Origin of the sequence: uncultured Altibacter sp., assembly GCF_963972995.1 — a bacterium.
In the GTDB taxonomy this organism is placed as follows: Bacteria; Bacteroidota; Bacteroidia; order Flavobacteriales; family Flavobacteriaceae; genus Altibacter.
On the sequence record NZ_CAXAXI010000001.1, the window covers coordinates 78,665 to 99,057 of the forward strand.

A 20,393-nucleotide genomic window follows, 5' to 3' on the forward strand; every position below is an offset into this window, starting at 1 on the left:
TGCGGACGGTTTTTTTATAGCACTTCTTTGAGTACAAACTTTTTTATAAGCTTTACACCGTTTCGTTCGATTTGAAGTTTTATGCGTTTGCCTTCTTGAGAACTGAAAAGTGCAACGATTTCATATAATTTATATTTATAGGCAGGTCTCCCGTTGATTGATAGGATCTCATCGTTCTTTAGAAGACCCGCCAATGCTGCAGGGGAATTCTCTCGAAGTTCGGCAACAATGTATCGTGGCACTAAAAAAAAATTAAAAATTGTCTTGAACTGTAAGGTAAATGCATTGTCGTTTTCGGAAGAAATATTAGTTGGAATTTTTACACTATCTGATGTTTGTTCCTCTTTGACGACGACCAATCCGTCGTGCTCGACCGTAATTCCGCTCATATTGTAATAAAAGGGATCGCTAAATGAGTTATTTTTTTTTAAGATCATTTGTTGTGAGGAATAATCCATTGTTACTGTAAAGCGTTTTAAAATACCTCCTCCAAGACTTCCACTACGATCATCATAGAACTTAATGTCTTCTAATGCGTCTTCACTAGGGTAAGCAACATTCACATTAGCAAGAACATACGTCCCAAGCTGTGCTTTTTTTAGCTTAGAACGTTTGCCATAAATATTCCCGCTAAGTCCTAATCCTAAAAAATCTTCAAAATAATTTTGGGGAGCTTCTACTATCCCAATCGTTTCGTCAAAGATCCACAGCGCATCACTGGCTCCGGAATCTATCAATAGGGTAACATCAACCAAAGTGTCACCCGAACCCACCTTCATATCTATATAGGGTTTGTTCTCATACAATCTAATTGGAAAAACCTCGCACCTGCTACATACCTTCGGTTCGTATTTTTCAGGATCGAAAAAGGTGAGTTTTTTTCTTGTATAATCAGTCTTTACGATAAACTTCTTAAAAAAATCGTATCCAATAATCCCATGGATGGGCAAACCCATTCTTGGCGAGAGGTTCAAGGATTGTTCAAAGATCACATAAATAGTATGCTCTTCGTCCACTGCATTCCCAACAGTTACCTTATTTCTTTCTGTACGCAGTGCATCAATACTTCCTCCCGTTCCAAGACCACGAATACGAATAGGTCTGGTATTCTTTAACTGTATAGAATCCTCTTGGGACAATCCAAACAGTATGGTTGTATTGACTCCTGTATCCAGAAGAAAGGAGAACTCTGTTCCATTTATGGTGACAGGAATAACCACTAAGTTATTAACCAACTCAAAATCGATCTTATCTTTGATGGTTCCATCCGGCAACGTAAATCCTTCCTGCCCTACTACAGAAGGAGGCAGCAACACAAAAATTCCCAGAAAAAGGGACAGGAAGCGTATTTTAGAAAATGTTTTCAACAGTATTGAAGATATAAAAATTTGGTGAAACATGCTCTTTGCCGCATGGGAATCTTAAATATATTTCGGAACTTTGCTCTTAAATTTCATCACTATGCCTTCAGTATCCAACAAGGGAAAGAATATGCCGGAATCACCTATACGAAAGCTGGTTCCATATGCCGAAAAAGCATATAAAGACAAAAAAACAGTATACCATCTTAATATAGGGCAGCCGGACATAAAATCACCACAAATTGCCATGGATGCTGTCGCCAATCATCATTTGGAAGTATTGGCATACACGCGATCTGAAGGGTCTGAAGAATATCGAAAAAAGATAGCGAACTATTACAACCGGCTGAACATTCCTGTAGATGCCAATGATATAGTTGTCACAACAGGAGGTAGTGAAGCATTATTATTCGCTATGGGAAGCATCGCCGATGTTGGTGACGAGATCATCATACCTGAACCTTTTTATGCAAACTATAACGGCTTTGCTACTGCTTCCGGGGTAACGATCGTACCCGTGATTTCAAAAATAGAAAACAATTTTGCGTTGCCCCCCATTTCAGAATTTGAAAAATTGATCACTCCTAAGACCAAGGCTATTTTAATTTGTAATCCGGGCAATCCTACGGGATATCTATATTCCAAAGAAGAGATTAAATTGTTAGCGGCTATGGTAAAAAAGCACGATCTGTTCTTGGTGGCAGACGAGGTGTACCGTGAATTCACATACGATGGCTCTAAGCATTATTCGATCCTTGAGGAACTCGGCATGGCAGAGCATGGCATACTTATCGACTCAGTATCGAAGCGCTATAGCATGTGTGGGGCACGCATTGGGTGCTTGGTCTCGAAAAACAAAGAAGTTATTAGAACCGCTCTTAAGTTTGCGCAAGCACGTCTTAGCCCACCTACCTTCGCTCAAATTGCCAGCGAAGCTGCCTTACTAACACCCCAAAGTTATTTCGATGAGGTAATTTCCGAATATCAAGAAAGACGTGATATTCTTGTAAGAAGTCTAAAAGAGATCCCCGGAGTGAAGGTGGGAGAGCCCAAGGGTGCGTTTTACTGTATCGTAGAACTTCCCGTTAAGAACAGTGATGCGTTTGCCCAATGGTTATTAGAATCATTCGATCATAACGGCGAAACGATTATGGTGGCTCCTGCCGCAGGCTTTTATTCAAGTCCGGGTGTAGGGCTTAATCAAGTACGAATTGCCTATGTGCTTCGGAAAGAAAGTCTTATCCGCTCGGTTGAGATCCTTAAAGCAGCGTTAGAAGAATACAACGATTAATGCATCTCGAAGAGTACACATCACTGAAAGCGTATAATACCTTCGGAATTGATTCGAAAGCCAGATATTTTATAGAGATCAACGCTATTTCAGAATTGATTGAAGTACTTAAAACGCATCGAAACAAAACGTTATTTGTACTTGGGGGAGGTAGCAATATGCTGCTCACAAAAGATATTAATGCATTGGTTCTTCATATTAATCTTAAGGGCATTGAGGTAGTGACAGAAGATGAAGATCGAATTTCACTAAAAGTTATGGCCGGAGAGAATTGGCATGATTTTGTCATGTACTGTATCTCACATAAGTACGGTGGTGTGGAGAATCTCTCGCTTATCCCCGGAAATGTAGGCACCGCTCCTATTCAGAATATAGGCGCATATGGGGTAGAATTGAAAGATGTGTTCCAATCCTGTACAGCGGTGGAAGTCGCAACGGGTGAAATAAAAGTATTCAATAAAGAGGCCTGCGACTTCGGGTACAGGGATTCTATCTTCAAAACCAGATTTAAGGGAAAATATATTATCACCAGTGTGACTTTATCCCTCACTAAAAGAAATCATTTGACCCACACTTCGTATGGCGCAATTAAAGAAGTATTGGCTGAAAATAATTGTACAGATCCCACCATTGCAGATATATCCCAGGCGGTGATCGCCATTCGACAATCAAAACTCCCCGATCCTAAAATTTTGGGAAATAGCGGAAGTTTCTTTAAAAATCCTATTATTGACACCGATGCCTTTAAAGCTTTTCGCCTTGCGTTTCCTGATGCTCCCTTTTATGAAGTATCTCCTACGGAATTTAAGATTCCGGCAGGTTGGCTGATCGAAAAAGCGGGATTTAAAGGAAAGCGATTTGGTGACGCAGGTGTCCATGAACATCAAGCACTGGTTCTGGTAAATCACGGTAATGCCACCGGTCACGAGATATGGGAGCTTGCCTTAAAAATACAGAGGGAAGTGAAGCAAAAATTCGGGATCTACATCGAACCCGAAGTAAATGTCTTTTAGTTGGCTACGAAGACAGCGTCCACAACGTGAACCACGCCGTTGGAACCATGAATATCACTTTTCCCAATTTTTGCCTGTACTCCTGAAGCCGAAGAGATCACAATATCATTACCTTCTTTAGTAACCGTAAGAGTTTCACCGTTCAAGTTGGTTAGGGTATAGTTACCGCTCTTACTATTTTGGAATAAAGTAGCCGAATCCAACGATCCACTCACAATATGGTTTTTCAAAATGGCAGAAAGTTGGTCTTTGTTTTCTCTGCGGAACAAACCATTTCGAAGTTCTTCCTCAAGATTGTCAAATGCCTCATTGGTAGGAGCTAATACAGTATAAGGCCCTTCATCCTTCATCATAAGATCGGTCAACTGAGCACTTACCAAAAAGCTTGTAAAGGCTTTTAACTCGGGGGTGACCATCAATTTACTCAAGACGCTCTTTGCTTGTTTCTTTTCAGCTTCCGTAGGGATCTTCCGTTCCTTTACCACAGGTTTTTCGGAAACGACCTGCGTGGTCTCTCCTGAAGTATCTCCGGTTGATTCCTTCGCGTCGTTCTTACAACTTAGAAGAGTGACAAACACAAGCAACGGCAAAAGAACTCGGTACATATATTTCATACTTTTTTGGCTTCAAATTTGTGCTAAAAATAATCAAATTACGAGCACATGACAAAGAAAGATTGTACTTTTGTGCTTTAAAATTGCGCTATGGAACTTTTAGTGATCACCTTAATTTTATTATTCTTAGCCATCGCAGGAATCGCCATAAAATTATGGGCGAAGAAAGATGGCAAATTTGCGGGAACCTGTGCAAGCCAAAATCCTTTTTTAAACAAAGAAGGTGAGAGTTGTGGTTTTTGCGGAAAGACGCCGGACCAGTTTGAGAACTGCACCGAGACGTCTCACAAACAATAACAATAGGACGGTGTATGGTGCTATTTTACGTTTTTACGGCAGTGGTCATTATTAACTGTTGCTATTTCCTCCTCTTTTCTAAATTTTCTTTCCTCAACCCTTCTAAAAGCCTAGTACAGGACATCGCTCCGGTTTCCTTATTGATATGTGCCAAGAATGAGATTGAGAACCTACAAAAAAATATTCCGCTGTGGCAAAGACAGTCCTATCCTAACTATGAAATCATCTTAATCAATGATGCCTCGTTCGATGACACATTGGAGGTGATGGAGCACTTTTCTGAAAAGGACCCGCGCATTAAGATCGTGAATGTAGAGAACAATGAAACCTTTTGGGCCAGTAAGAAATATGCCCTCACCTTGGGTATAAAACGCGCCAAACATCAACGAATGGTTTTTACCGACGCCGACTGTAGTCCGGCAAGCGATGCCTGGTTGAGCCAAATGGCTTCTCATTTTTCTAAGGATAAGCAGCTTATTTTGGGATATGGAGCTTATGAAAAACGTTCGGGTTTCTTAAATAAGATCATTCGCTTCGAAACCGTGCTTACTGCCCTTCAGTATTTTTCCTATGCCAAAGCAGGGATGCCGTACATGGGCGTTGGAAGGAATCTGGCGTATACTAGTGATCTCTATTATGCCAATAATGGTTTCATATCGCATGTGAAGATACCATCGGGCGATGACGATTTGTTTGTAAATGAGGTCGCCACCGGCGCTAATACAACTATTTGTTTTGATGAAATGGCTTTTACCTATTCAGCTCCAAAGAATACCTGGAAAGAATGGATGCATCAGAAAAGACGCCATATTACCACAGCAAGTTATTATAAGCCCAAACATAAATTTCTATTGGGACTTTTTTACTTGACCGGCTTCTTATTTTGGCCGCTGGCGGTCGTAGCCTTATTGATAAATTGGAAACTGGCCTTACCGATTATTCTTGCTCGAGTGGGCTTTCAGTATCTAGTCTTTGGAAAGGCTGCCAAGAAATTGAAAGAAACAGACCTTATCCCCATATTGCCCTTATTAGATTTATTTTTAGTATTCCTACAATTGAGTATCTTTATTTCCAATAGCAACTCAAAACCGAAGCGGTGGAAATAACGCAACAGGATATAGATCATCAAATTCAGAAAGCAAAAAAGGGAAAACAAAGTGCATTCAAGTTCTTGTTGGATCATTACTGGAATGAAGTATATGGCTTTCAAATGAAGCGGGTTCGGGATGAGTATGAAGCCGAAGATATCACGATCGAGACATTTTCCAAAGCATTTGATAAAATAGATACTTTTGATGAGAATTATGTATTTAGCACCTGGCTTGTGGCGATTTCAAAGAATATCCAGATAGACAAGACCCGAAAAAAAAATGCTTCCATCTATTCCCAAACGACCGATGCCAGTGAAGATCATATTCGAAAAATAGCCGATGCGAATCCTACACCGGAAGATAAATTGATCACAGAACAGAATTTGGCAGAGTTGCTCCAATTCATAAAAGAGCTAAAACCTCACTACCAAGAGATCATTAACCTGCGCTATTTTCAGGAAATGAGCTATAATGAAATCTCCGAAGCCTTGGAAGAACCACTCAACAACGTAAAAGTAAGGTTGTTGCGAGCCAAGAAATTATTGGCCGAGATCATTACCCAACATCATTAGACGCAATGAAGATCCTCAAGAGACTCGGACCCGGTTTTCTGTTCGCTGGAGCTGCCATAGGTGTTTCTCATTTGGTTCAATCCACGCGTGCCGGAGCCGATTTCGGATTTGGATTGCTGTGGGCACTGGTATTGATAAACGCCATAAAATACCCATTTTTTGAGTTTGGACCGCGCTATGCTGCCGCTACGGGAGAAAATTTACTGACTGGATACGCCAAAATGGGAAAAGGTGTTCTTGTCGCCTACTTTATCATCACATTGGGGACCATGTTTACCATTCAAACAGCAGTTACCATTGTAACCGCAGGGATCGCCTCCTCCTTATTTGGCACAGGATCTGTAGTACTCTGGACTGCAGTGATCACAGGAATTTGTTTTTTTATTTTGATCTTAGGCAGGTATAAGATCTTGGATTCCTTAATGAAAGGAATCGTTCTTTGCTTAACCCTAAGTACGATCTTCGCTGTTGTATTAGCAGTTAAGCCAGAATCGAACCTCTCTTTTACGCAAATCCTACCAACAGATGCACTTTCGGTAGCGTTCTTGATCGCTTTCATGGGCTGGATGCCTGCGCCTCTCGATATCTCTATCTGGCATTCTATTTGGACGGTAGAAAAGAAGAAACTAGATGCTACGATCACTTCAAAACAGTCTCGTTTCGATTTTAATGTAGGATATCTTAGTACGACACTGCTCGCCATAGGTTTTTTAGCGTTGGGCGCTCTAGTGATGTATAATAGCGGTGAACGATTTTCAGAAAATGGAGGGGAATTTGCCAATCAGTTGATCTCAATGTACACCTACAGCTTGGGAGAGCCTACAAAGATCATTATTGGCATTGCGGCCCTAACCACCATGTTCAGTACTACGCTTACCACGCTGGACGGCTCCCCAAGGGTGATGAATGCTTCCGTAGAAATCTTAACCGGCACGCCTTCCAAAAGAGGATACCTGTTTTGGCTACTCATTCTGGTAACGGGCACCTTGTCCATCTTTTTCTTTTTTGTTTCTGAAATGGGCCTGCTTATAAAAGTAGCGACCATACTTTCCTTTTTAACCGCACCATTCTATGCCATTATCAACTATAGTCTTCTATGTGGAAGCCATACCCCCGCCGAAGCCAGACCTTCCATATTTATGCGTTACTACAGTCTCGTATCCATTGTAGTGCTTATTGCTTTTAGCTTCTGGTTTCTCACAACAATCTAATACGTTTTTCTAGGTATTCTTTGTACCTTTGTATCTACTTATGAATACAGAAACCATAGAACTGAAAAAACCAGCCCCAAAGCCAAAGTGGCTGCGGGTGAAACTGCCTACCGGTAAAAAATACACGGCACTTAGAGGCCTGGTAGATAAATATGACCTCCATACTATTTGCACCTCCGGAAGTTGTCCCAATATGGGAGAATGTTGGACCGAAGGAACCGCAACGTTTATGATCTTGGGTAATATTTGCACGCGTTCTTGTGGCTTTTGCGGTGTAAAAACCGGCAGACCCGAAACGGTGGATTGGGACGAACCCGAAAAAGTAGCGCGTTCCATTAAACTTATGGAGATAAAGCACGCTGTGATCACATCGGTAGATCGCGATGACCTCAAAGACATGGGTTCGATTCTTTGGGCTGAAACGGTTAAGGCCATCCGCCGAATGAACCCCGAAACCACATTAGAGACACTTATTCCCGATTTTCAGGGCGTGACACGCCATATTGATCGTATCATTTCGGTACAGCCCGAGGTTGTATCACATAATATGGAAACCGTAAAGCGCTTAACCCGTGAAGTTCGTATACAGGCAAAGTACGAACGTAGTTTGGAAGTGCTTCGCTATCTGAAAGAGCAAGGGATTAAACGCACCAAGAGCGGGATCATGCTGGGGTTGGGTGAAACCGAGAACGAAGTGATCCAAACCCTGGAAGATTTGCGAAACGTAGGACTTGATATTGTTACTATTGGTCAATATCTTCAACCTTCCAAACGGCACCTTCCGGTGAAAGAATTTATTCACCCGGATCAGTTTGAGAAATATGAAAAAATAGGACTGGACATGGGATTTCGTCACGTAGAAAGCGGAGCTCTGGTGCGCTCTTCCTATAAAGCCCAAAAGCACTTAACGTAGTTTATGCACACGGAGGCCCCTATTCGAATTGGCATTAACGGCTTCGGACGTATTGGTCGTAATTTGTTTCGATTATTACTACACCACCCTACTATTGAGGTCGTGGCCGTAAATGATATTGCCGATGCTAAAACGTTGGGTCATTTGCTAAAATACGACAGCATTCACGGAGTATTACACGAATCCATTGAAACCAGTAAAGACACGATCACGGTGGCGGGAAAAACAGTTCGGTTTTCTTCGGAAAAAGATGTGTCGGCATTGAACTGGCAAGGAATTGATATTGTTGTTGAATGCACCGGAAAGTTTCGGTTTCGGGAACAGCTTCAGAAGCATTTGGATAACGGAGCCAAAAAAGTGATCCTATCGGTTCCCCCTTCCGAAGATGATATTAAAACAGTAGTACTGGGTGTGAATGAAGGAATCTTAAACGATGAGGACACTATAATTTCCAACGCTTCTTGTACCACCAATAATGCGGCCCCAATGCTCCAGGTTGTCGATAAATTATGCGGTATAGAACAAGCCTACATTACTACCATACACTCCTACACTACCGACCAAAGTTTGCATGACCAACCGCATAGAGATTTACGAAGAGCACGTGCCGCAGGACAGTCGATCGTTCCTACCACAACGGGTGCTGCCAAGGCATTGACAAAGATCTTTCCGGAGCTGGCTTCAGTGATTGGCGGCTGTGGTATTAGGGTTCCTGTCCCAAACGGATCGTTGACGGACATTACGTTGAACGTTCGAAGAGAAGTTACCATTAAAGAAGTGAACGAAGCGTTTAAGCAAGCTTCAGAAAAAGAATTGAAAGGGATCCTTCAATACACGGAAGACCCTATCGTTTCTATTGATATTGTAGGGAATACCCATTCCTGTATTTTTGATGCACAAATGACCTCGGTCATTGGTAAGATGGTCAAAATAATAGGTTGGTACGATAATGAAATTGGTTATTCCTCTCGAATTGTCGATTTAATCCTACAATTTTCCTCAAAAAAGACCTCATTATCGAGGAAATGACTATATTTATCGCCGAAGTACATAAGATAAATGAAGAGTATCTCTCTAACATACAAGATATTACTCCCCGCCTTCTGCTGTCTTATGCTCTCTTTTGGTGCTTTGGCACAAGAGACGGCATTAGATACTATTGGCACAGTTAAGAAGTTTCAAAAAGAAGCTAAGACAGCCGTGCAAGCACAGGATTTCGAGACAGCCATGATTCGGCTTAACAAAGCCAATAAATTAGTAAGTACATCCACCGACCTGTTATTACGGATTGATGTATTATTAAGTATTGCAGAGCTGAACTATTACCTTCAGAACTATTCAAAAGCAGCTTCAGAAACAAACAATGCCATCATCCTGCTCAATAAGATCAACGATCAGGAAAAGTTGGCGAAAGCATATAGCTTATATGGGTTTATTCTAACCCGTACGGGCGATTTTACCAATTCTGAAAAATTTCTAAGAGAAGCCGATAAGATCATCACTCAGTTAGGCGATGAAAAAAAACAGGCCGACGTCGTCTTAGGCTTTGGAATATTAGAATTAAAAAAGAAGAACTTTAAAACAGCTATCAACTATTTTGATGCTGCCATACCGCTATTTCAAACCTATAATCTTAACTATCAAGAAGCATTTACGCACCTAAATAAAGCCGAAGCCTTGCTTAGCTTATCCCCTGAGGAGGTAAGCTACAATCCTTTAAAACAGGCTGAAGCCTCACTTCAGAAATCGATAGCGATCAGCGAAGCTAACACCTACGCTAAATTAAAGATAGACAGCTATAAGATCGCTTCTTATATTGCCATTCGCCGTAATAATAACAGTATGGCACAGGAGTACTTGGACTTATACGAAAGAAAAAGTGATTCGCTATATCAACTGTATCTTAGTGCGATCTCGAAAGGAGTAGATGCCGAAACCGATGTTGGAAATTTGGAAGAGATCATCGTGACACAACAAAATGACCTTGACAAAAAGCAAAAGTCGATCAATTTTGGTAAGATGACCACAGGTTTGAGTATCGCGTTGATCGTGATCCTGTCGTTGCTTACACTGTCACTTTATAAAAACAACAATTTACGAGCCAAAGCAAACGAGTTGCTGCAAGACAAGAATAACGAGTTACTCTTGGCAAAAGAGAAAGCCGAAAAAGCTTCTTTGGCGAAAGCACAATTCCTCTCTACCATTACACACGAATTGCGTACACCATTATATGCCGTAACTGGTCTCACACACTTATTACTGGAGGAAGACCCCAAACCTCATCAAAAAGAACATCTAAACTCATTGAAATTCTCCGGAGAATATCTCTTATCGCTCATCAACAACATTCTAGACCTCAACAAACTGGAAGCCAACAAGGTAGAAATAGAGAAGACCACTTTCTCCTTGAAGAAGCGCATCAATGATGTATTGGTTGCCTTAAAAAAATCGGCAGACGACCGTAAGAACAACTTACACCTTGAATTTGACGAATCCATCCCCGATAAGCTCGTGGGTGATCCCTTGAAGTTATCCCAGGTATTGATCAACTTAATTGGCAACTCGGTTAAGTTCACTCAAAATGGCGATGTGACCGTTCGAGTGCAAAAGCAGGAACAAACGGATAAAAAGGTAATGCTTCATTTCGAGATCGAGGATAACGGTGTGGGTATTTCTAAGAAGAAGCAAAAAAGTATTTTCGAAACTTTCTCTCAAGCTTCCTTACAGATCAACCGAAAATTTGGCGGTACCGGCTTAGGGCTTTCCATTGTTAAGAATCTCTTGGAACTCATGGGCAGTAAGATTCAGCTCGACAGTCAGTTGGGCAAAGGATCCAAATTTTGGTTCAATATCAAGTTCGATATTTCCGAAGAGGTACAAGTAGACACAAACCCCAAGAACATTATTTACGATGTAGATTACGTAGCTCTAGAGAATAGAAAGGTATTGGTGGTCGAGGATAATAAGATCAACCAAATGATCACGAAGAAGATCCTTGAAAAAAACAAAATGCAGTGCATGGTGGCAGACAATGGTATGGACGCCATCGATCTCGTAAAAACACATGATTTCGATGTGATCCTCATGGACATCCACATGCCGGGAATAAGTGGTATCGAGGCGACCCAAAAGATCCGTGATTTTAACAAACATTTGCCGATCATCGCCCTTACTGCGGTTACCATTGACGAGAATCTGGACGAATTCTACCGCGCCGGATTTAATGAGATCATTCCTAAACCCTTCAAGACTGAAGAATTCTTCGAAAAGATTTACCGTACCTTGGAAGGACGCAAGTTTCCGGTGAATACTTAATCGGCTTTTTTTAATGTAAACCTAATTTGCTTTCTTATAAACTCCTGGAAAAACGCTTCCTGCTCATTGAGAAAGATGGTTTTGATAGGCAGGTAGTACAATGCAAATTTCTGAAGCTTAGGCTGTAGCCTCATATAATCCTTTTCTGTTGTAAGAATGATGTCTTTCTTTTGTAATTTTTTTACTTCTGAAGCACTAAAATCGTGATGGTCTGCGAATTTTTCATGCTTAAAAACATATCCGTTTTTTTTCAGAAAATCCACCAATGGCTGCGGGTTCGCGATACCCGTAACCAAAGTGAAAGGTTTGTCCATAAGGTATTCCAATTGTAAGGTTTCGGTCTTCCCGTAGATAAACGAATCGTAACCAATCCGGGTGAAATACAGTTTTTGATGGGGTTTCAATTGCATTCTAAACTGGATCTCTTGTTGCTTGGCATAGGAAACTCCTTCAGGACATTTGGTCACTAGGATCATATCGGCCCGTGCCGCGCCTAAGCGGGATTCACGAAGGTTTCCGGCAGGTAATAGATAATCATCCAGATACAAGTTCGAGAAAGAGGTGAGCAGTATTGATGTGGAGGGCTGTACTTTTCTATGCTGAAAGGCATCATCCAATAATACAACATCCACTGAAGCTTCCAACTTCTCAACACCTGTACGCCTGTCGGCACATACTGCTACTTTCACATTCGGGTAATTCTGTTTTATTTGAAGCGGCTCATCGCCAACCTCATCTACAGTGCTATTCGTTGCTACTTCCAGATAACCGGAGGTTTTTCGTTTATATCCTCTACTTAGAACAGCCACAGTATAATCCTCAAGCAGAAAAGACAACAAGTACTGTATCATAGGTGATTTACCTGTGCCGCCTGTGGATAAGTTTCCAACGCAGATAAGTGGGGTTTTATACGATCTGCTTTCCCACCATCCACGATCATAAAAATAATTACGCATCCCGGTGATAGCACCGTATACTACCGAGAAGGGAAACAATAAGATACGAAGTCGCTTCATGCAACGAAAATACTAATTCCCTTTTAAAGGAACGTTCCCATTCTTACATTTCGAATTTGCGTTACAGAAATGTTTTCCGGTGGCCGGAAGATTCTGTTATCTTTACGCTAAATTATCACAGTATGAAGATAAAGGAAGTTATATCGATCTTGGAATCATGGGCGCCGAGAAGCTATGCAGAAGATTTTGACAACACCGGATTATTAGTAGGGGATGAAAATACTTCAGTAACGGGTGTTTTGGTCACCTTAGATACTTTGGAAGCAGTAGTTGATGAAGCGATATCAACCGATTGTAATCTAATTGTAAGTTTCCACCCCATTATTTTTTCAGGATTAAAAAAAATAACCGGGGCTACCTATGTTGAACGGGTAGTGCAAAAAGCCATCAAGCACGATATTGCCATTTACGCCATTCACACGGCCTTGGATAATGCTTGGGAAGGGGTGAATGCAAAAATATGTGCGCAGTTGGGCTTAACCAATAGAATGGTGCTGATCCCGCAGTCGGGAACCATAAAAAAACTACGTACCTTCGTTCCGCTATCAGCTGCAGATAAGGTTCGCAGCGCGCTGTTTACTGCAGGAGCAGGTGCCATTGGCAACTATGAGCATTGCAGCTTCAATGTTGCCGGAAAAGGCAGCTTTAAAGGAAATGAAGCATCAAATCCCACACTTGGCACAAAGGGTGAGCTGCATTTCGAAGAAGAGATACAAATAGGGGTCACGTTTCAAAAACATCTAGAATCCAATGTACTTCAAGCCCTGAAAGCAGTGCATCCGTATGAAGAAGTAGCCTATGAGATCACTACACTAGAAAATACCAATCAGCATATTGGCATGGGTATGGTAGGTGAATTGGAGCAGGGTCTTTCAGAAAAGGATTTCCTAAATCACCTGAAGTCAAAGATGAAAACCGAAGGGATCCGTCATTCGGCTTTTTTGGGTCACACCATACACAAAGTGGCTGTTTTAGGTGGAAGTGGTAGTTTTGCGATAGATGCCGCCAAACGCCTTGGAGCAGATGCATTTGTGAGTGCAGATTTTAAATACCACGATTTTTTTAAAGCTGAAGGTGCCATCCTGCTTGCCGATATTGGGCATTATGAAAGTGAACAGTTCACAAAAGAGCTTTTAGTTTCTTTCCTTAACAAAAAAATTAGTAATTTTGCAATCGTTTTATCTAAAATAAACACCAATCCTATTAGCTATTACTAGAATATGGCAGCAAAAACAGAAAGTACTGTAGAAGAGAAGTTAAGAGCATTATTCGATTTGCAATTAATCGATTCTCGTATCGATGAAATCCGCAATGTTAGAGGGGAACTTCCCTTGGAAGTAGAAGACCTGGAAGATGAGGTTGCCGGAATGAATACGCGTCTTGAAAAATTGAAGTCGGATCTCGATGTCATCGACGAAGAGATCAAAGGAAAGAAAAACCTTATCGAGGAGGCAAAGAGCCTAATTAAAAAATATACCGGACAACAGGACAACGTTCGCAACAACCGCGAATACAATTCTTTGAGCAAAGAGATCGAGTTTCAGGAACTGGAGATCCAATTGGCCGAAAAGCACATTAAAGAATTTAAGGCACAGATCGAGCAGAAGAAAGAGGTTATTGACGAGACTAAAGCTCGTTTAAAGGAACGTCAAGAGCACCTAAAGCATAAACAAGGTGAATTGGACGAAATTCTTTCAGAAACAGAAAAAGAAGAACAAGCCCTCATTAAAAAATCTGAAGATTACGAGAAGCAGATCGAAGAGCGCTTGATAAAAGCGTACAAGCGCATTCGTTCCAACGTTAAGAATGGCTTGGCTATTGTTCCCGTCGAGCGTGGCGCTTCGGGTGGTTCTTTCTTTACCATTCCTCCACAAGTACAAATGGAAATCGCATCGCGTAAAAAGATCATTACAGACGAACACAGCGGTCGTATTTTGGTAGATCCTGAGTTGGCCAACGAAGAGCGTGAGAAGATGGAGAAATTATTTGCGAAAGTAAAATAATACGCTTTTGAATATTATAACAAAGCCTTCACACTACGTGAAGGCTTTTTTTATTACTTTGAAAGAAAGGAACAGTACATATCCCCGACTCTATTAAAAAAAAAGAATATGAAAAAGAACATTCTCGCACTTACAGCAACACTTCTTATCGCTTTTGCCGGCTCATGTAAGCCTTCTAATGAAACAAACAAAGAAGCCGAAGCGAAAGCACAACAACAGATCATTCCCACAGAGGTCCCTGCTCAAGATGGTTTAAAACGGGCCTATTTTGCCAGCGGATGTTTTTGGTGCGTGGAGGCCATTTACGAGAGTGTGAAAGGTGTAAAAGAGTCGATCTCCGGTTACAGCGGCGGTCATACCGAGAATCCTACTTATGAAGAAAGCAACACGGGACGCACCGGACATGCCGAAGCTGTAGAGATCATCTACGATCCTCAGGTGGTGTCATTTGAAACGCTGGTGGATGTGTATTTCGGTTCACAAGATGTGACGCAGGTGAACGGTCAAGGTCCCGATCGAGGTTCTCAATATCGCTCTATTATCTTTTATCAAAACGATACTGAAAAAAGGATCATTGAAGCTAAGATCGCGGCACTCAACAAGACATTGGGGGATGAAAAAGTAGCCGCTCAGGTGCTGCCTTTCCAAAAATTTTGGGAAGCTGAAGGATACCATCAAAATTACGAGAAACGCAATCCCAACAATCCCTACATCCAAAATGTATCAATCCCCAGACTGAAACGTTTTCAGCAAAAGTTTCCGGAACTTTTAAAAGAGGATGCAAAACATTAGTTGTTTTTAGTCGCATGCACTTCGAAGACCAAGGGATATAATTTGTTTTCCAATTCATACATGCCATCTTTATTTTTTTGAAGCTTCGGAAAGATAGCATACGGCGATGCGTCGTGTTCGTGCAAGGAATCGATTCGCAACCCTGCACCGGTCAGCGCAGAGACTACCTCTCCTAAAGCGTGGTTCCAACTATATTCCTTACTTAGTATCGGGGCTTCCATATTGGCGTAGGTGCCTTGATATTCTTCATAGATCACATCCTTTTGATGGTAGCCGTATCGCATTATAGGAGGTGACTGGGTATAATCGAACATCCAAGCGATGGGATGAAACTCTATCATATAAAAAACACCTCCCGGTCTTAGCCGCTCGGCAATCATTCGTGCCCAAGGCTGTAAATCGGGCAACCACCCAATCACTCCGTAACTTGTAAAAACGACATCGAAAATTTCTGAAACAAACTGTGATGTATCCAATACGTTGCAACACACAAAATTTGCGTTTAACGATAGAGATTCATTTAATTGTTGGGCAAATTCGATCGCTTTTTCAGAAATATCCACACCCGTAACTTGCGCACCTCTTCGAGCCCAGCTTAAGGAGTCCTGGCCAAAATGACATTGCAAATGCAACAGAGAGGCTCCTGAAACATCGCCTAGCGCGGCTACTTCATATTCATTCAATGAACATTTTCCTTTTAAAAATGCCTCGACATCATAGAATTCGCTGGCAGCATGAACGGCTACTTTTTTATTCCATGTTTCTTTATTTATGTCAAATGCTTTTTGAAAGTTCATAGATTATAAATGTAGGTAAAATTAGAAAAGTGAAAGATTAACACAACAAGGATGTTTTAAAAATACGTGAGTAAGCACTACTGCTTTGTATTCTTGCTAACACAAGAACAAAACACATTTCTAACAATTTTAACAGCTTTCGTTAAACAGGGGTTAAACTTGAAGCATTGAAAGACCGAATATTGTAGCTTTAGTACACTAATCTAAAACACCAATAATTATGAGAGATTTAATTTGGTTAATCGTAGTGATACTTCTAGTAGGATGGCTGGTAGGTTATTTTGGCTTCGGAGACGCAGTTGGAAGCCTTATTCACATTCTGCTCGTACTTGCCATCATCGGTATCTTATACCGTTTGGCAACCGGACGCAGACCGTAACCTTGTAACAATTTAAAGCTATAAGCCCTTTTAATGATTTAAAAGGGCTTACACCGTATATCCCGAAGCCAAAAGAGTTTTATATTCGGGGTGGCGTTTTACATAGCTAGCAATGAAAGGACAGAGCGGAACTAATTTCAGACCATCTTCTTTTATTTGTTCCAAGGCGTGTTTTGCCATGGAAGATGCGATACCTTGCCCTTCCAACGCATCGGGAACTTCGGTATGTGTCAAGTACATCTTATCTTGAGCACGAATGTATTCGATCACACTTGTCTTTTCTTCCACGGTGGTTTCGAAGCGTTTCTTTTCTTTATTCTCTATTATTTCCATGATTACATTTTATGAGAGCCGTCACAAAAAGGTTGGTTACCACTTTGTCCGCAACGGCAAAAGGCCGTAGCTCTCGCTTTCTGCTCTTCTCGACCATCATCGTGTACAATGGATATGGCCCCATAGACCATTAAGGGACCATTCTCCATGATCTCGATTCGCATCATTTCCTTTTTTGTTTCGCGATCAACTGTCGCGGGCCCGATGGCATTCAAATAATGACTTAAAGCTCCGCTAGGGCATGCCTTTACCGTATTGATGATAGCTTCCGTATTGGAATTTGCTACCTGTACCCAAGGTTTTTCCTTGGGCTTAAAGACTTCCGGCAAATTGTGCACACATTTAGCAGAGTGGATGCAAAGCTCAGGCTTCCATAATACCGTTACCTCTCCGTTTGAATATTCTTTTGTCTTTCCCATTCTTAAAGTTACAAAAATTATCGATGCTACATTAGTTTGTGTATTTTTACTGAAAATCAAATTCAAATGCATAGAATTTTACTCCTCTGTCTGCTTTTTTTAAGTTTTGTGAACTGTAAGAACCCTTCTTCTTCTGAAGCAGATCGGGAAAAAGAAGCTACATCCAATCGGGAATTGACTACTGCCGAAGCTATCGCCTATAAAAATGGCTACGCAAAATGGAAAGAGGTCTCGGAGCTCACGTTTACATTTAATGTAGACCGTGGCGATACTCATAGTGAGCGCTCGTGGATCTGGAATCCGCAATCGCAGCAGGTAACCCTTATCACAGGAAAAGATACTGTTTCGTACAATCGCAAGGAAACAGATAGCATTCCTACCCGGGCCGATGCTGCTTTTATCAACGATCGATATTGGCTGCTAGCTCCCTTTAATTTAATGTGGGATGAAGGAACGACCTTTTCGGAAGCAGCCAACGTCATCGCTCCTATTTCAAAAGATACCTTAAACAAATTAACGGTAGTATATGGTTTGCAAGGCGGATATACACCCGGCGATGCCTACGACTTCTTCTATTCCAAGGATTTTATAATTCGCGAATGGATCTTCCGGAAAGGAAACGACAGCCTTCCGTCCCTTATAACTACCTGGGAGGATTACGCGCAATTTGGCGGACTCGAACTGGCAACCATGCATAAGGACAGTACAGGCACTTTTAAACTTTATTTTACAGATATTTCGGTGAAATAGACGCCTAGGACTTGATCATTTTTTGAGACCAAACTACAGCATCTCCGTCGTACAAGAGAACCAAATACATTCCTTGTTGTAGTTGCGAAATAGGAAGCTGAAGACTTTCCCCATTACTGAAATCGGCAGGGGTCGAATACACCTTTCTGCCTTGCAAAGCGAATACCGAAAGTTTCAACGGGCGATTTGAGCGGTACAGTACATTGACTATCTCCTGTGCCGGATTGGGATACAGAACTCCTTCCGAAGCTATCTTCCCGGTAAAGAATCGTTCTGCAAACGAAAACGCTTGTTTCCCTACTTTAGCACCAATGATCCGCCCGGGAATGTCATCAATGGGAGGATGAATTCCTCCCCAAATACGTGATAAACTAGTCTGATCACTTGCGTCTTGATAGGTTGCCCATTGTAATTCCATATCCACCGAAGGACCCTTTTCGAATTTTAAAAAGGTGTCTTTCTCGATAGTGAACGTACCCATGCCCCCTGGAAAATATTCATTGCCGGTTAGTGTGGTCAAAATTTCGGCAGCTGCCCTCGAAAATGTAGAATGGCCCGAAACATAACCTGCAAAAGGAGGTGTTACAAAAGAAGGACGTTGGTACGGAAACCATTCTTCCGCCAGGATCCAATCGACACCAGCAATATCATTTACGGGATCTACTATAAATCCCGGTCCGCGCCACGTGAACAGCTTAAGCTTATGCAGATTTTCTTCAAACGCTCCCGCAAGTGGGTCGCCTTCTTTCACCAACTCAATAAACCCCGGAACGAGGGGCAAACCATGCGGGTGATAATTCGGTTGTGCAGGATCGCTGGACTGACCTTTGTCGGCCATGTACCTAAGAGCGCTTATGGGCCGCACATAATCGTAATATCCTTTAATGCCCCAAGCGGTAACAGCTACATCGTGCATAGCTCCTCCTAAAATTAAATACGATTTTACATCCCATTCGAGATCGCTTAATTCGGGACCTACACCTTTTAGCTTCTTAACAAGGGCAGGATGATCACTAACATAGTTAAGAATCGTAAACCAATGGCCCGGCGGTGTCTCACTATCGGGTCCGTCGGCCCAAAATTCGGCTAGTACTCTGGTATAATCCCCTCTCGGAACCCACTGCTCTTCATAAGGTGTTCCGGTAACCGGATTGATATCTCTTCCCGTACTGGGGTCTCCCCCATTTTGGAAATCGTAGAAATGAGTGTACTCTTCAAATTCCTTCGGATAGGATTCCATCGCCAAGTTCCCCAGATTTTTAGGAGAAATATCTATGAGTGTAGGATCTGCCGGGTCGAGATGTGACCCCCAGGCGGCTACCATAGAAAAACCCCATTTGTAAGGGTCTGCAATCCCAAGTCCTTCCTGTATAAAGGAAGGTGGTCCGGGATCATGGTAGACATGATAGGTATTGCCGGAAACATCTATGGTCTTTTTATCCTCTTCTGAAAGAGAGAAGGGCGTAACCGCACCCCACTCTGGACCCAGAAAAGGTGGTTGTCCCCCCGGAATCGTGTTTCCACTTTGATCCACATAATTTTCTACTTTCAAGGGTTGCCAATGGTTAGGGAACGCCATATCGGGATTACCCGAAACATCGGTGTTTAAAGGATCATTGAGTGGCTGGTAGAACCTATTCTCATAATCATTCGCTTCATTGGAACCGTCTTGCAGTCCAAAGGCGATCATCTGTGCTGCTACATAATTCCCCAAGGCCGCCGGATCTCCACTGGAATAATTGGTAGTGGTATTGTCGGTGGGATACCCATAGGAATCCATCAACGCGTCAATGGAGAGGAGGATCTCCTCATGACCTGGTGAATTTACGAATCGGTGACGCATCAATCGATAGACCGCATAGCTCATGGCTTTTTTTTGTGCTTCGGAAGGAGTTTCGGACGTGACAAAACCATCAAACGGGCAGGTAAAGCCGCCTACTTCCTTTCCGAGGAAATAAGGCTCCGCCGCATCATCAAATACCGCCCACATATCGTAGAGCAAAACAGACGAGTGGAAGAGGTTTCGGGCATGTACGGTAGGTCTTGCAAAGTCATTGCGAATAGCATGCAATAGCTCTTCGTTCCATTGGCGTGCTACAGACTGCCCGAAAGAGGTCCAGCCAATGGCGAGTAGAAGCAACAAGAATACGCAACGTTTGCCCATGATTTTTTTTTTCAAATATACTACGAAGGTGTATCAATCCCAAGTGCCGATGTACCGATACT

At 42.0% G+C, this 20,393-nt stretch carries 21 protein-coding genes; 14 read left to right on the forward strand and 7 right to left on the reverse strand.

The genetic code is table 11. The annotated features are described in order from the left end of the window. Positions 1-14: 14 nt before the first annotated feature. On the reverse strand, positions 15-1,367 hold the full coding sequence (locus AACZ11_RS00420; RefSeq protein WP_339831159.1) for an aspartyl protease family protein: 1,353 nt from the start codon (positions 1,365-1,367) through the stop codon (positions 15-17). Between the two features lie 94 nt (positions 1,368-1,461). Between AACZ11_RS00420 and AACZ11_RS00425 the strand changes: the two genes are divergently transcribed. Beyond that, on the forward strand, positions 1,462-2,652 hold the full coding sequence (locus tag AACZ11_RS00425) for a pyridoxal phosphate-dependent aminotransferase (RefSeq protein WP_290629018.1): 1,191 nt from the start codon (positions 1,462-1,464) through the stop codon (positions 2,650-2,652). Then, positions 2,652-3,665, forward strand: a complete 1,014-nt coding sequence (gene murB, locus AACZ11_RS00430) for a UDP-N-acetylmuramate dehydrogenase (protein ID WP_290629016.1) — start codon at positions 2,652-2,654, stop codon at positions 3,663-3,665. The genes AACZ11_RS00425 and murB overlap by 1 nt, the downstream gene beginning before the upstream one ends. On the opposite strand, the gene AACZ11_RS00435 is transcribed toward murB, so the two are convergent. Beyond that, positions 3,662-4,270 (reverse strand): fasciclin domain-containing protein, encoded by a 609-nt coding sequence (locus AACZ11_RS00435; protein ID WP_339831162.1) that lies wholly within the window; start codon positions 4,268-4,270, stop codon positions 3,662-3,664. The two genes, murB and AACZ11_RS00435, sit on opposite strands and share 4 nt — an antisense overlap. Before the next feature lie 99 nt (positions 4,271-4,369). Here AACZ11_RS00435 and AACZ11_RS00440 point away from each other — a divergent pair, with 99 nt between their 5' ends. From AACZ11_RS00440 to AACZ11_RS00470, 7 genes are read left to right on the forward strand one after another with little or no spacing between them, the layout of a single operon-like run. Then, entirely contained in the window at positions 4,370-4,576 is a 207-nt protein-coding gene (locus tag AACZ11_RS00440) for a membrane or secreted protein (protein WP_290629013.1), read from the forward strand. A gap of 14 nt (positions 4,577-4,590) precedes the next feature. Further along, entirely contained in the window at positions 4,591-5,682 is a 1,092-nt protein-coding gene (locus tag AACZ11_RS00445) for a glycosyltransferase (RefSeq protein ID WP_339831164.1), read from the forward strand. After that, positions 5,673-6,239 (forward strand): sigma-70 family RNA polymerase sigma factor, encoded by a 567-nt coding sequence (locus tag AACZ11_RS00450; protein WP_034261356.1) that lies wholly within the window; start codon positions 5,673-5,675, stop codon positions 6,237-6,239. Before AACZ11_RS00445 ends, AACZ11_RS00450 begins: the two co-directional genes overlap by 10 nt. Before the next feature lie 5 nt (positions 6,240-6,244). Continuing rightward, on the forward strand, positions 6,245-7,450 hold the full coding sequence (locus tag AACZ11_RS00455; protein WP_290629010.1) for an Nramp family divalent metal transporter: 1,206 nt from the start codon (positions 6,245-6,247) through the stop codon (positions 7,448-7,450). Between the two features lie 40 nt (positions 7,451-7,490). Continuing rightward, on the forward strand, positions 7,491-8,363 hold the full coding sequence (gene lipA, locus AACZ11_RS00460) for a lipoyl synthase (protein WP_339831167.1): 873 nt from the start codon (positions 7,491-7,493) through the stop codon (positions 8,361-8,363). A gap of 3 nt (positions 8,364-8,366) precedes the next feature. Then, positions 8,367-9,392 (forward strand): type I glyceraldehyde-3-phosphate dehydrogenase, encoded by a 1,026-nt coding sequence (gene gap, locus AACZ11_RS00465; RefSeq protein WP_290626135.1) that lies wholly within the window; start codon positions 8,367-8,369, stop codon positions 9,390-9,392. Between the two features lie 30 nt (positions 9,393-9,422). Next, entirely contained in the window at positions 9,423-11,678 is a 2,256-nt protein-coding gene (locus AACZ11_RS00470; RefSeq protein WP_290626137.1) for a response regulator, read from the forward strand. Here AACZ11_RS00470 and lpxK read toward each other — a convergent pair. After that, the gene (lpxK, locus tag AACZ11_RS00475) at positions 11,675-12,694 is read right to left on the reverse strand and encodes a tetraacyldisaccharide 4'-kinase (protein ID WP_290626139.1); all 1,020 of its coding nucleotides are present in this window, start codon (positions 12,692-12,694) and stop codon (positions 11,675-11,677) included. The two genes, AACZ11_RS00470 and lpxK, sit on opposite strands and share 4 nt — an antisense overlap. Before the next feature lie 122 nt (positions 12,695-12,816). Between lpxK and AACZ11_RS00480 the strand changes: the two genes are divergently transcribed. The 3 genes from AACZ11_RS00480 to msrA all read left to right on the forward strand — a co-directional run bounded on the left by AACZ11_RS00480 (position 12,817) and on the right by msrA (position 15,489). After that, complete coding sequence (locus tag AACZ11_RS00480; RefSeq protein WP_290626141.1) at positions 12,817-13,911, forward strand: Nif3-like dinuclear metal center hexameric protein; 1,095 nt, start codon at positions 12,817-12,819, stop codon at positions 13,909-13,911. 3 nt (positions 13,912-13,914) lie between these two features. Further along, the gene (locus AACZ11_RS00485) at positions 13,915-14,697 is read left to right on the forward strand and encodes a C4-type zinc ribbon domain-containing protein (RefSeq protein ID WP_290626143.1); all 783 of its coding nucleotides are present in this window, start codon (positions 13,915-13,917) and stop codon (positions 14,695-14,697) included. A gap of 108 nt (positions 14,698-14,805) precedes the next feature. Next, positions 14,806-15,489, forward strand: a complete 684-nt coding sequence (gene msrA, locus AACZ11_RS00490) for a peptide-methionine (S)-S-oxide reductase MsrA (protein ID WP_290626145.1) — start codon at positions 14,806-14,808, stop codon at positions 15,487-15,489. On the opposite strand, the gene AACZ11_RS00495 is transcribed toward msrA, so the two are convergent. Next, entirely contained in the window at positions 15,486-16,286 is an 801-nt protein-coding gene (locus tag AACZ11_RS00495; RefSeq protein WP_290626147.1) for a class I SAM-dependent methyltransferase, read from the reverse strand. The two genes, msrA and AACZ11_RS00495, sit on opposite strands and share 4 nt — an antisense overlap. Before the next feature lie 220 nt (positions 16,287-16,506). Between AACZ11_RS00495 and AACZ11_RS00500 the strand changes: the two genes are divergently transcribed. Further along, positions 16,507-16,665 (forward strand): lmo0937 family membrane protein, encoded by a 159-nt coding sequence (locus tag AACZ11_RS00500; RefSeq protein WP_152558187.1) that lies wholly within the window; start codon positions 16,507-16,509, stop codon positions 16,663-16,665. A 48-nt stretch (positions 16,666-16,713) separates the two neighbouring features. Here AACZ11_RS00500 and AACZ11_RS00505 read toward each other — a convergent pair whose 3' ends face one another. Together AACZ11_RS00505 and AACZ11_RS00510 are read right to left on the reverse strand one after the other, a co-directional pair. Further along, complete coding sequence (locus AACZ11_RS00505; protein WP_290626151.1) at positions 16,714-16,998, reverse strand: GNAT family N-acetyltransferase; 285 nt, start codon at positions 16,996-16,998, stop codon at positions 16,714-16,716. Between the two features lie 2 nt (positions 16,999-17,000). Further along, positions 17,001-17,417, reverse strand: coding sequence for a (4Fe-4S)-binding protein (locus AACZ11_RS00510; protein ID WP_290626153.1), 417 nt, complete (start codon positions 17,415-17,417; stop codon positions 17,001-17,003). Positions 17,418-17,483: 66 nt separating this feature from the next. On the opposite strand from AACZ11_RS00510, the gene AACZ11_RS00515 reads away from it, so the two are divergent. Continuing rightward, positions 17,484-18,167 (forward strand): hypothetical protein, encoded by a 684-nt coding sequence (locus AACZ11_RS00515; protein ID WP_290626155.1) that lies wholly within the window; start codon positions 17,484-17,486, stop codon positions 18,165-18,167. Between the two features lie 4 nt (positions 18,168-18,171). Here the strand turns inward: AACZ11_RS00515 and AACZ11_RS00520 are convergent, their stop codons facing one another. Next, entirely contained in the window at positions 18,172-20,331 is a 2,160-nt protein-coding gene (locus tag AACZ11_RS00520; RefSeq protein WP_290626157.1) for a T9SS type A sorting domain-containing protein, read from the reverse strand. Between the last annotated feature and the right edge of the window lie 62 nt (positions 20,332-20,393).

Bases quoted from the DNA above. Each gene is read 5' to 3' on its own strand.
- AACZ11_RS00425 (WP_290629018.1), top strand. From the start codon at position 1,462: ATGCCTTCAGTATCCAACAAGGGAAAGAATATGCCGGAATCACCTATA.
- murB (WP_290629016.1), top strand. From the start codon at position 2,652: ATGCATCTCGAAGAGTACACATCACTGAAAGCGTATAATACCTTCGGA.
- AACZ11_RS00435 (WP_339831162.1), bottom strand. From the start codon at position 4,270: ATGTACCGAGTTCTTTTGCCGTTGCTTGTGTTTGTCACTCTTCTAAGT.
- AACZ11_RS00440 (WP_290629013.1), top strand. From the start codon at position 4,370: ATGGAACTTTTAGTGATCACCTTAATTTTATTATTCTTAGCCATCGCA.
- AACZ11_RS00445 (WP_339831164.1), top strand. From the start codon at position 4,591: ATGGTGCTATTTTACGTTTTTACGGCAGTGGTCATTATTAACTGTTGC.
- AACZ11_RS00455 (WP_290629010.1), top strand. From the start codon at position 6,245: ATGAAGATCCTCAAGAGACTCGGACCCGGTTTTCTGTTCGCTGGAGCT.
- lipA (WP_339831167.1), top strand. From the start codon at position 7,491: ATGAATACAGAAACCATAGAACTGAAAAAACCAGCCCCAAAGCCAAAG.
- gap (WP_290626135.1), top strand. From the start codon at position 8,367: ATGCACACGGAGGCCCCTATTCGAATTGGCATTAACGGCTTCGGACGT.
- AACZ11_RS00470 (WP_290626137.1), top strand. From the start codon at position 9,423: ATGAAGAGTATCTCTCTAACATACAAGATATTACTCCCCGCCTTCTGC.
- lpxK (WP_290626139.1), bottom strand. From the start codon at position 12,694: ATGAAGCGACTTCGTATCTTATTGTTTCCCTTCTCGGTAGTATACGGT.
- AACZ11_RS00480 (WP_290626141.1), top strand. From the start codon at position 12,817: ATGAAGATAAAGGAAGTTATATCGATCTTGGAATCATGGGCGCCGAGA.
- AACZ11_RS00485 (WP_290626143.1), top strand. From the start codon at position 13,915: ATGGCAGCAAAAACAGAAAGTACTGTAGAAGAGAAGTTAAGAGCATTA.
- msrA (WP_290626145.1), top strand. From the start codon at position 14,806: ATGAAAAAGAACATTCTCGCACTTACAGCAACACTTCTTATCGCTTTT.
- AACZ11_RS00495 (WP_290626147.1), bottom strand. From the start codon at position 16,286: ATGAACTTTCAAAAAGCATTTGACATAAATAAAGAAACATGGAATAAA.
- AACZ11_RS00500 (WP_152558187.1), top strand. From the start codon at position 16,507: ATGAGAGATTTAATTTGGTTAATCGTAGTGATACTTCTAGTAGGATGG.
- AACZ11_RS00505 (WP_290626151.1), bottom strand. From the start codon at position 16,998: ATGGAAATAATAGAGAATAAAGAAAAGAAACGCTTCGAAACCACCGTG.
- AACZ11_RS00510 (WP_290626153.1), bottom strand. From the start codon at position 17,417: ATGGGAAAGACAAAAGAATATTCAAACGGAGAGGTAACGGTATTATGG.
- AACZ11_RS00515 (WP_290626155.1), top strand. From the start codon at position 17,484: ATGCATAGAATTTTACTCCTCTGTCTGCTTTTTTTAAGTTTTGTGAAC.
- AACZ11_RS00520 (WP_290626157.1), bottom strand. From the start codon at position 20,331: ATGGGCAAACGTTGCGTATTCTTGTTGCTTCTACTCGCCATTGGCTGG.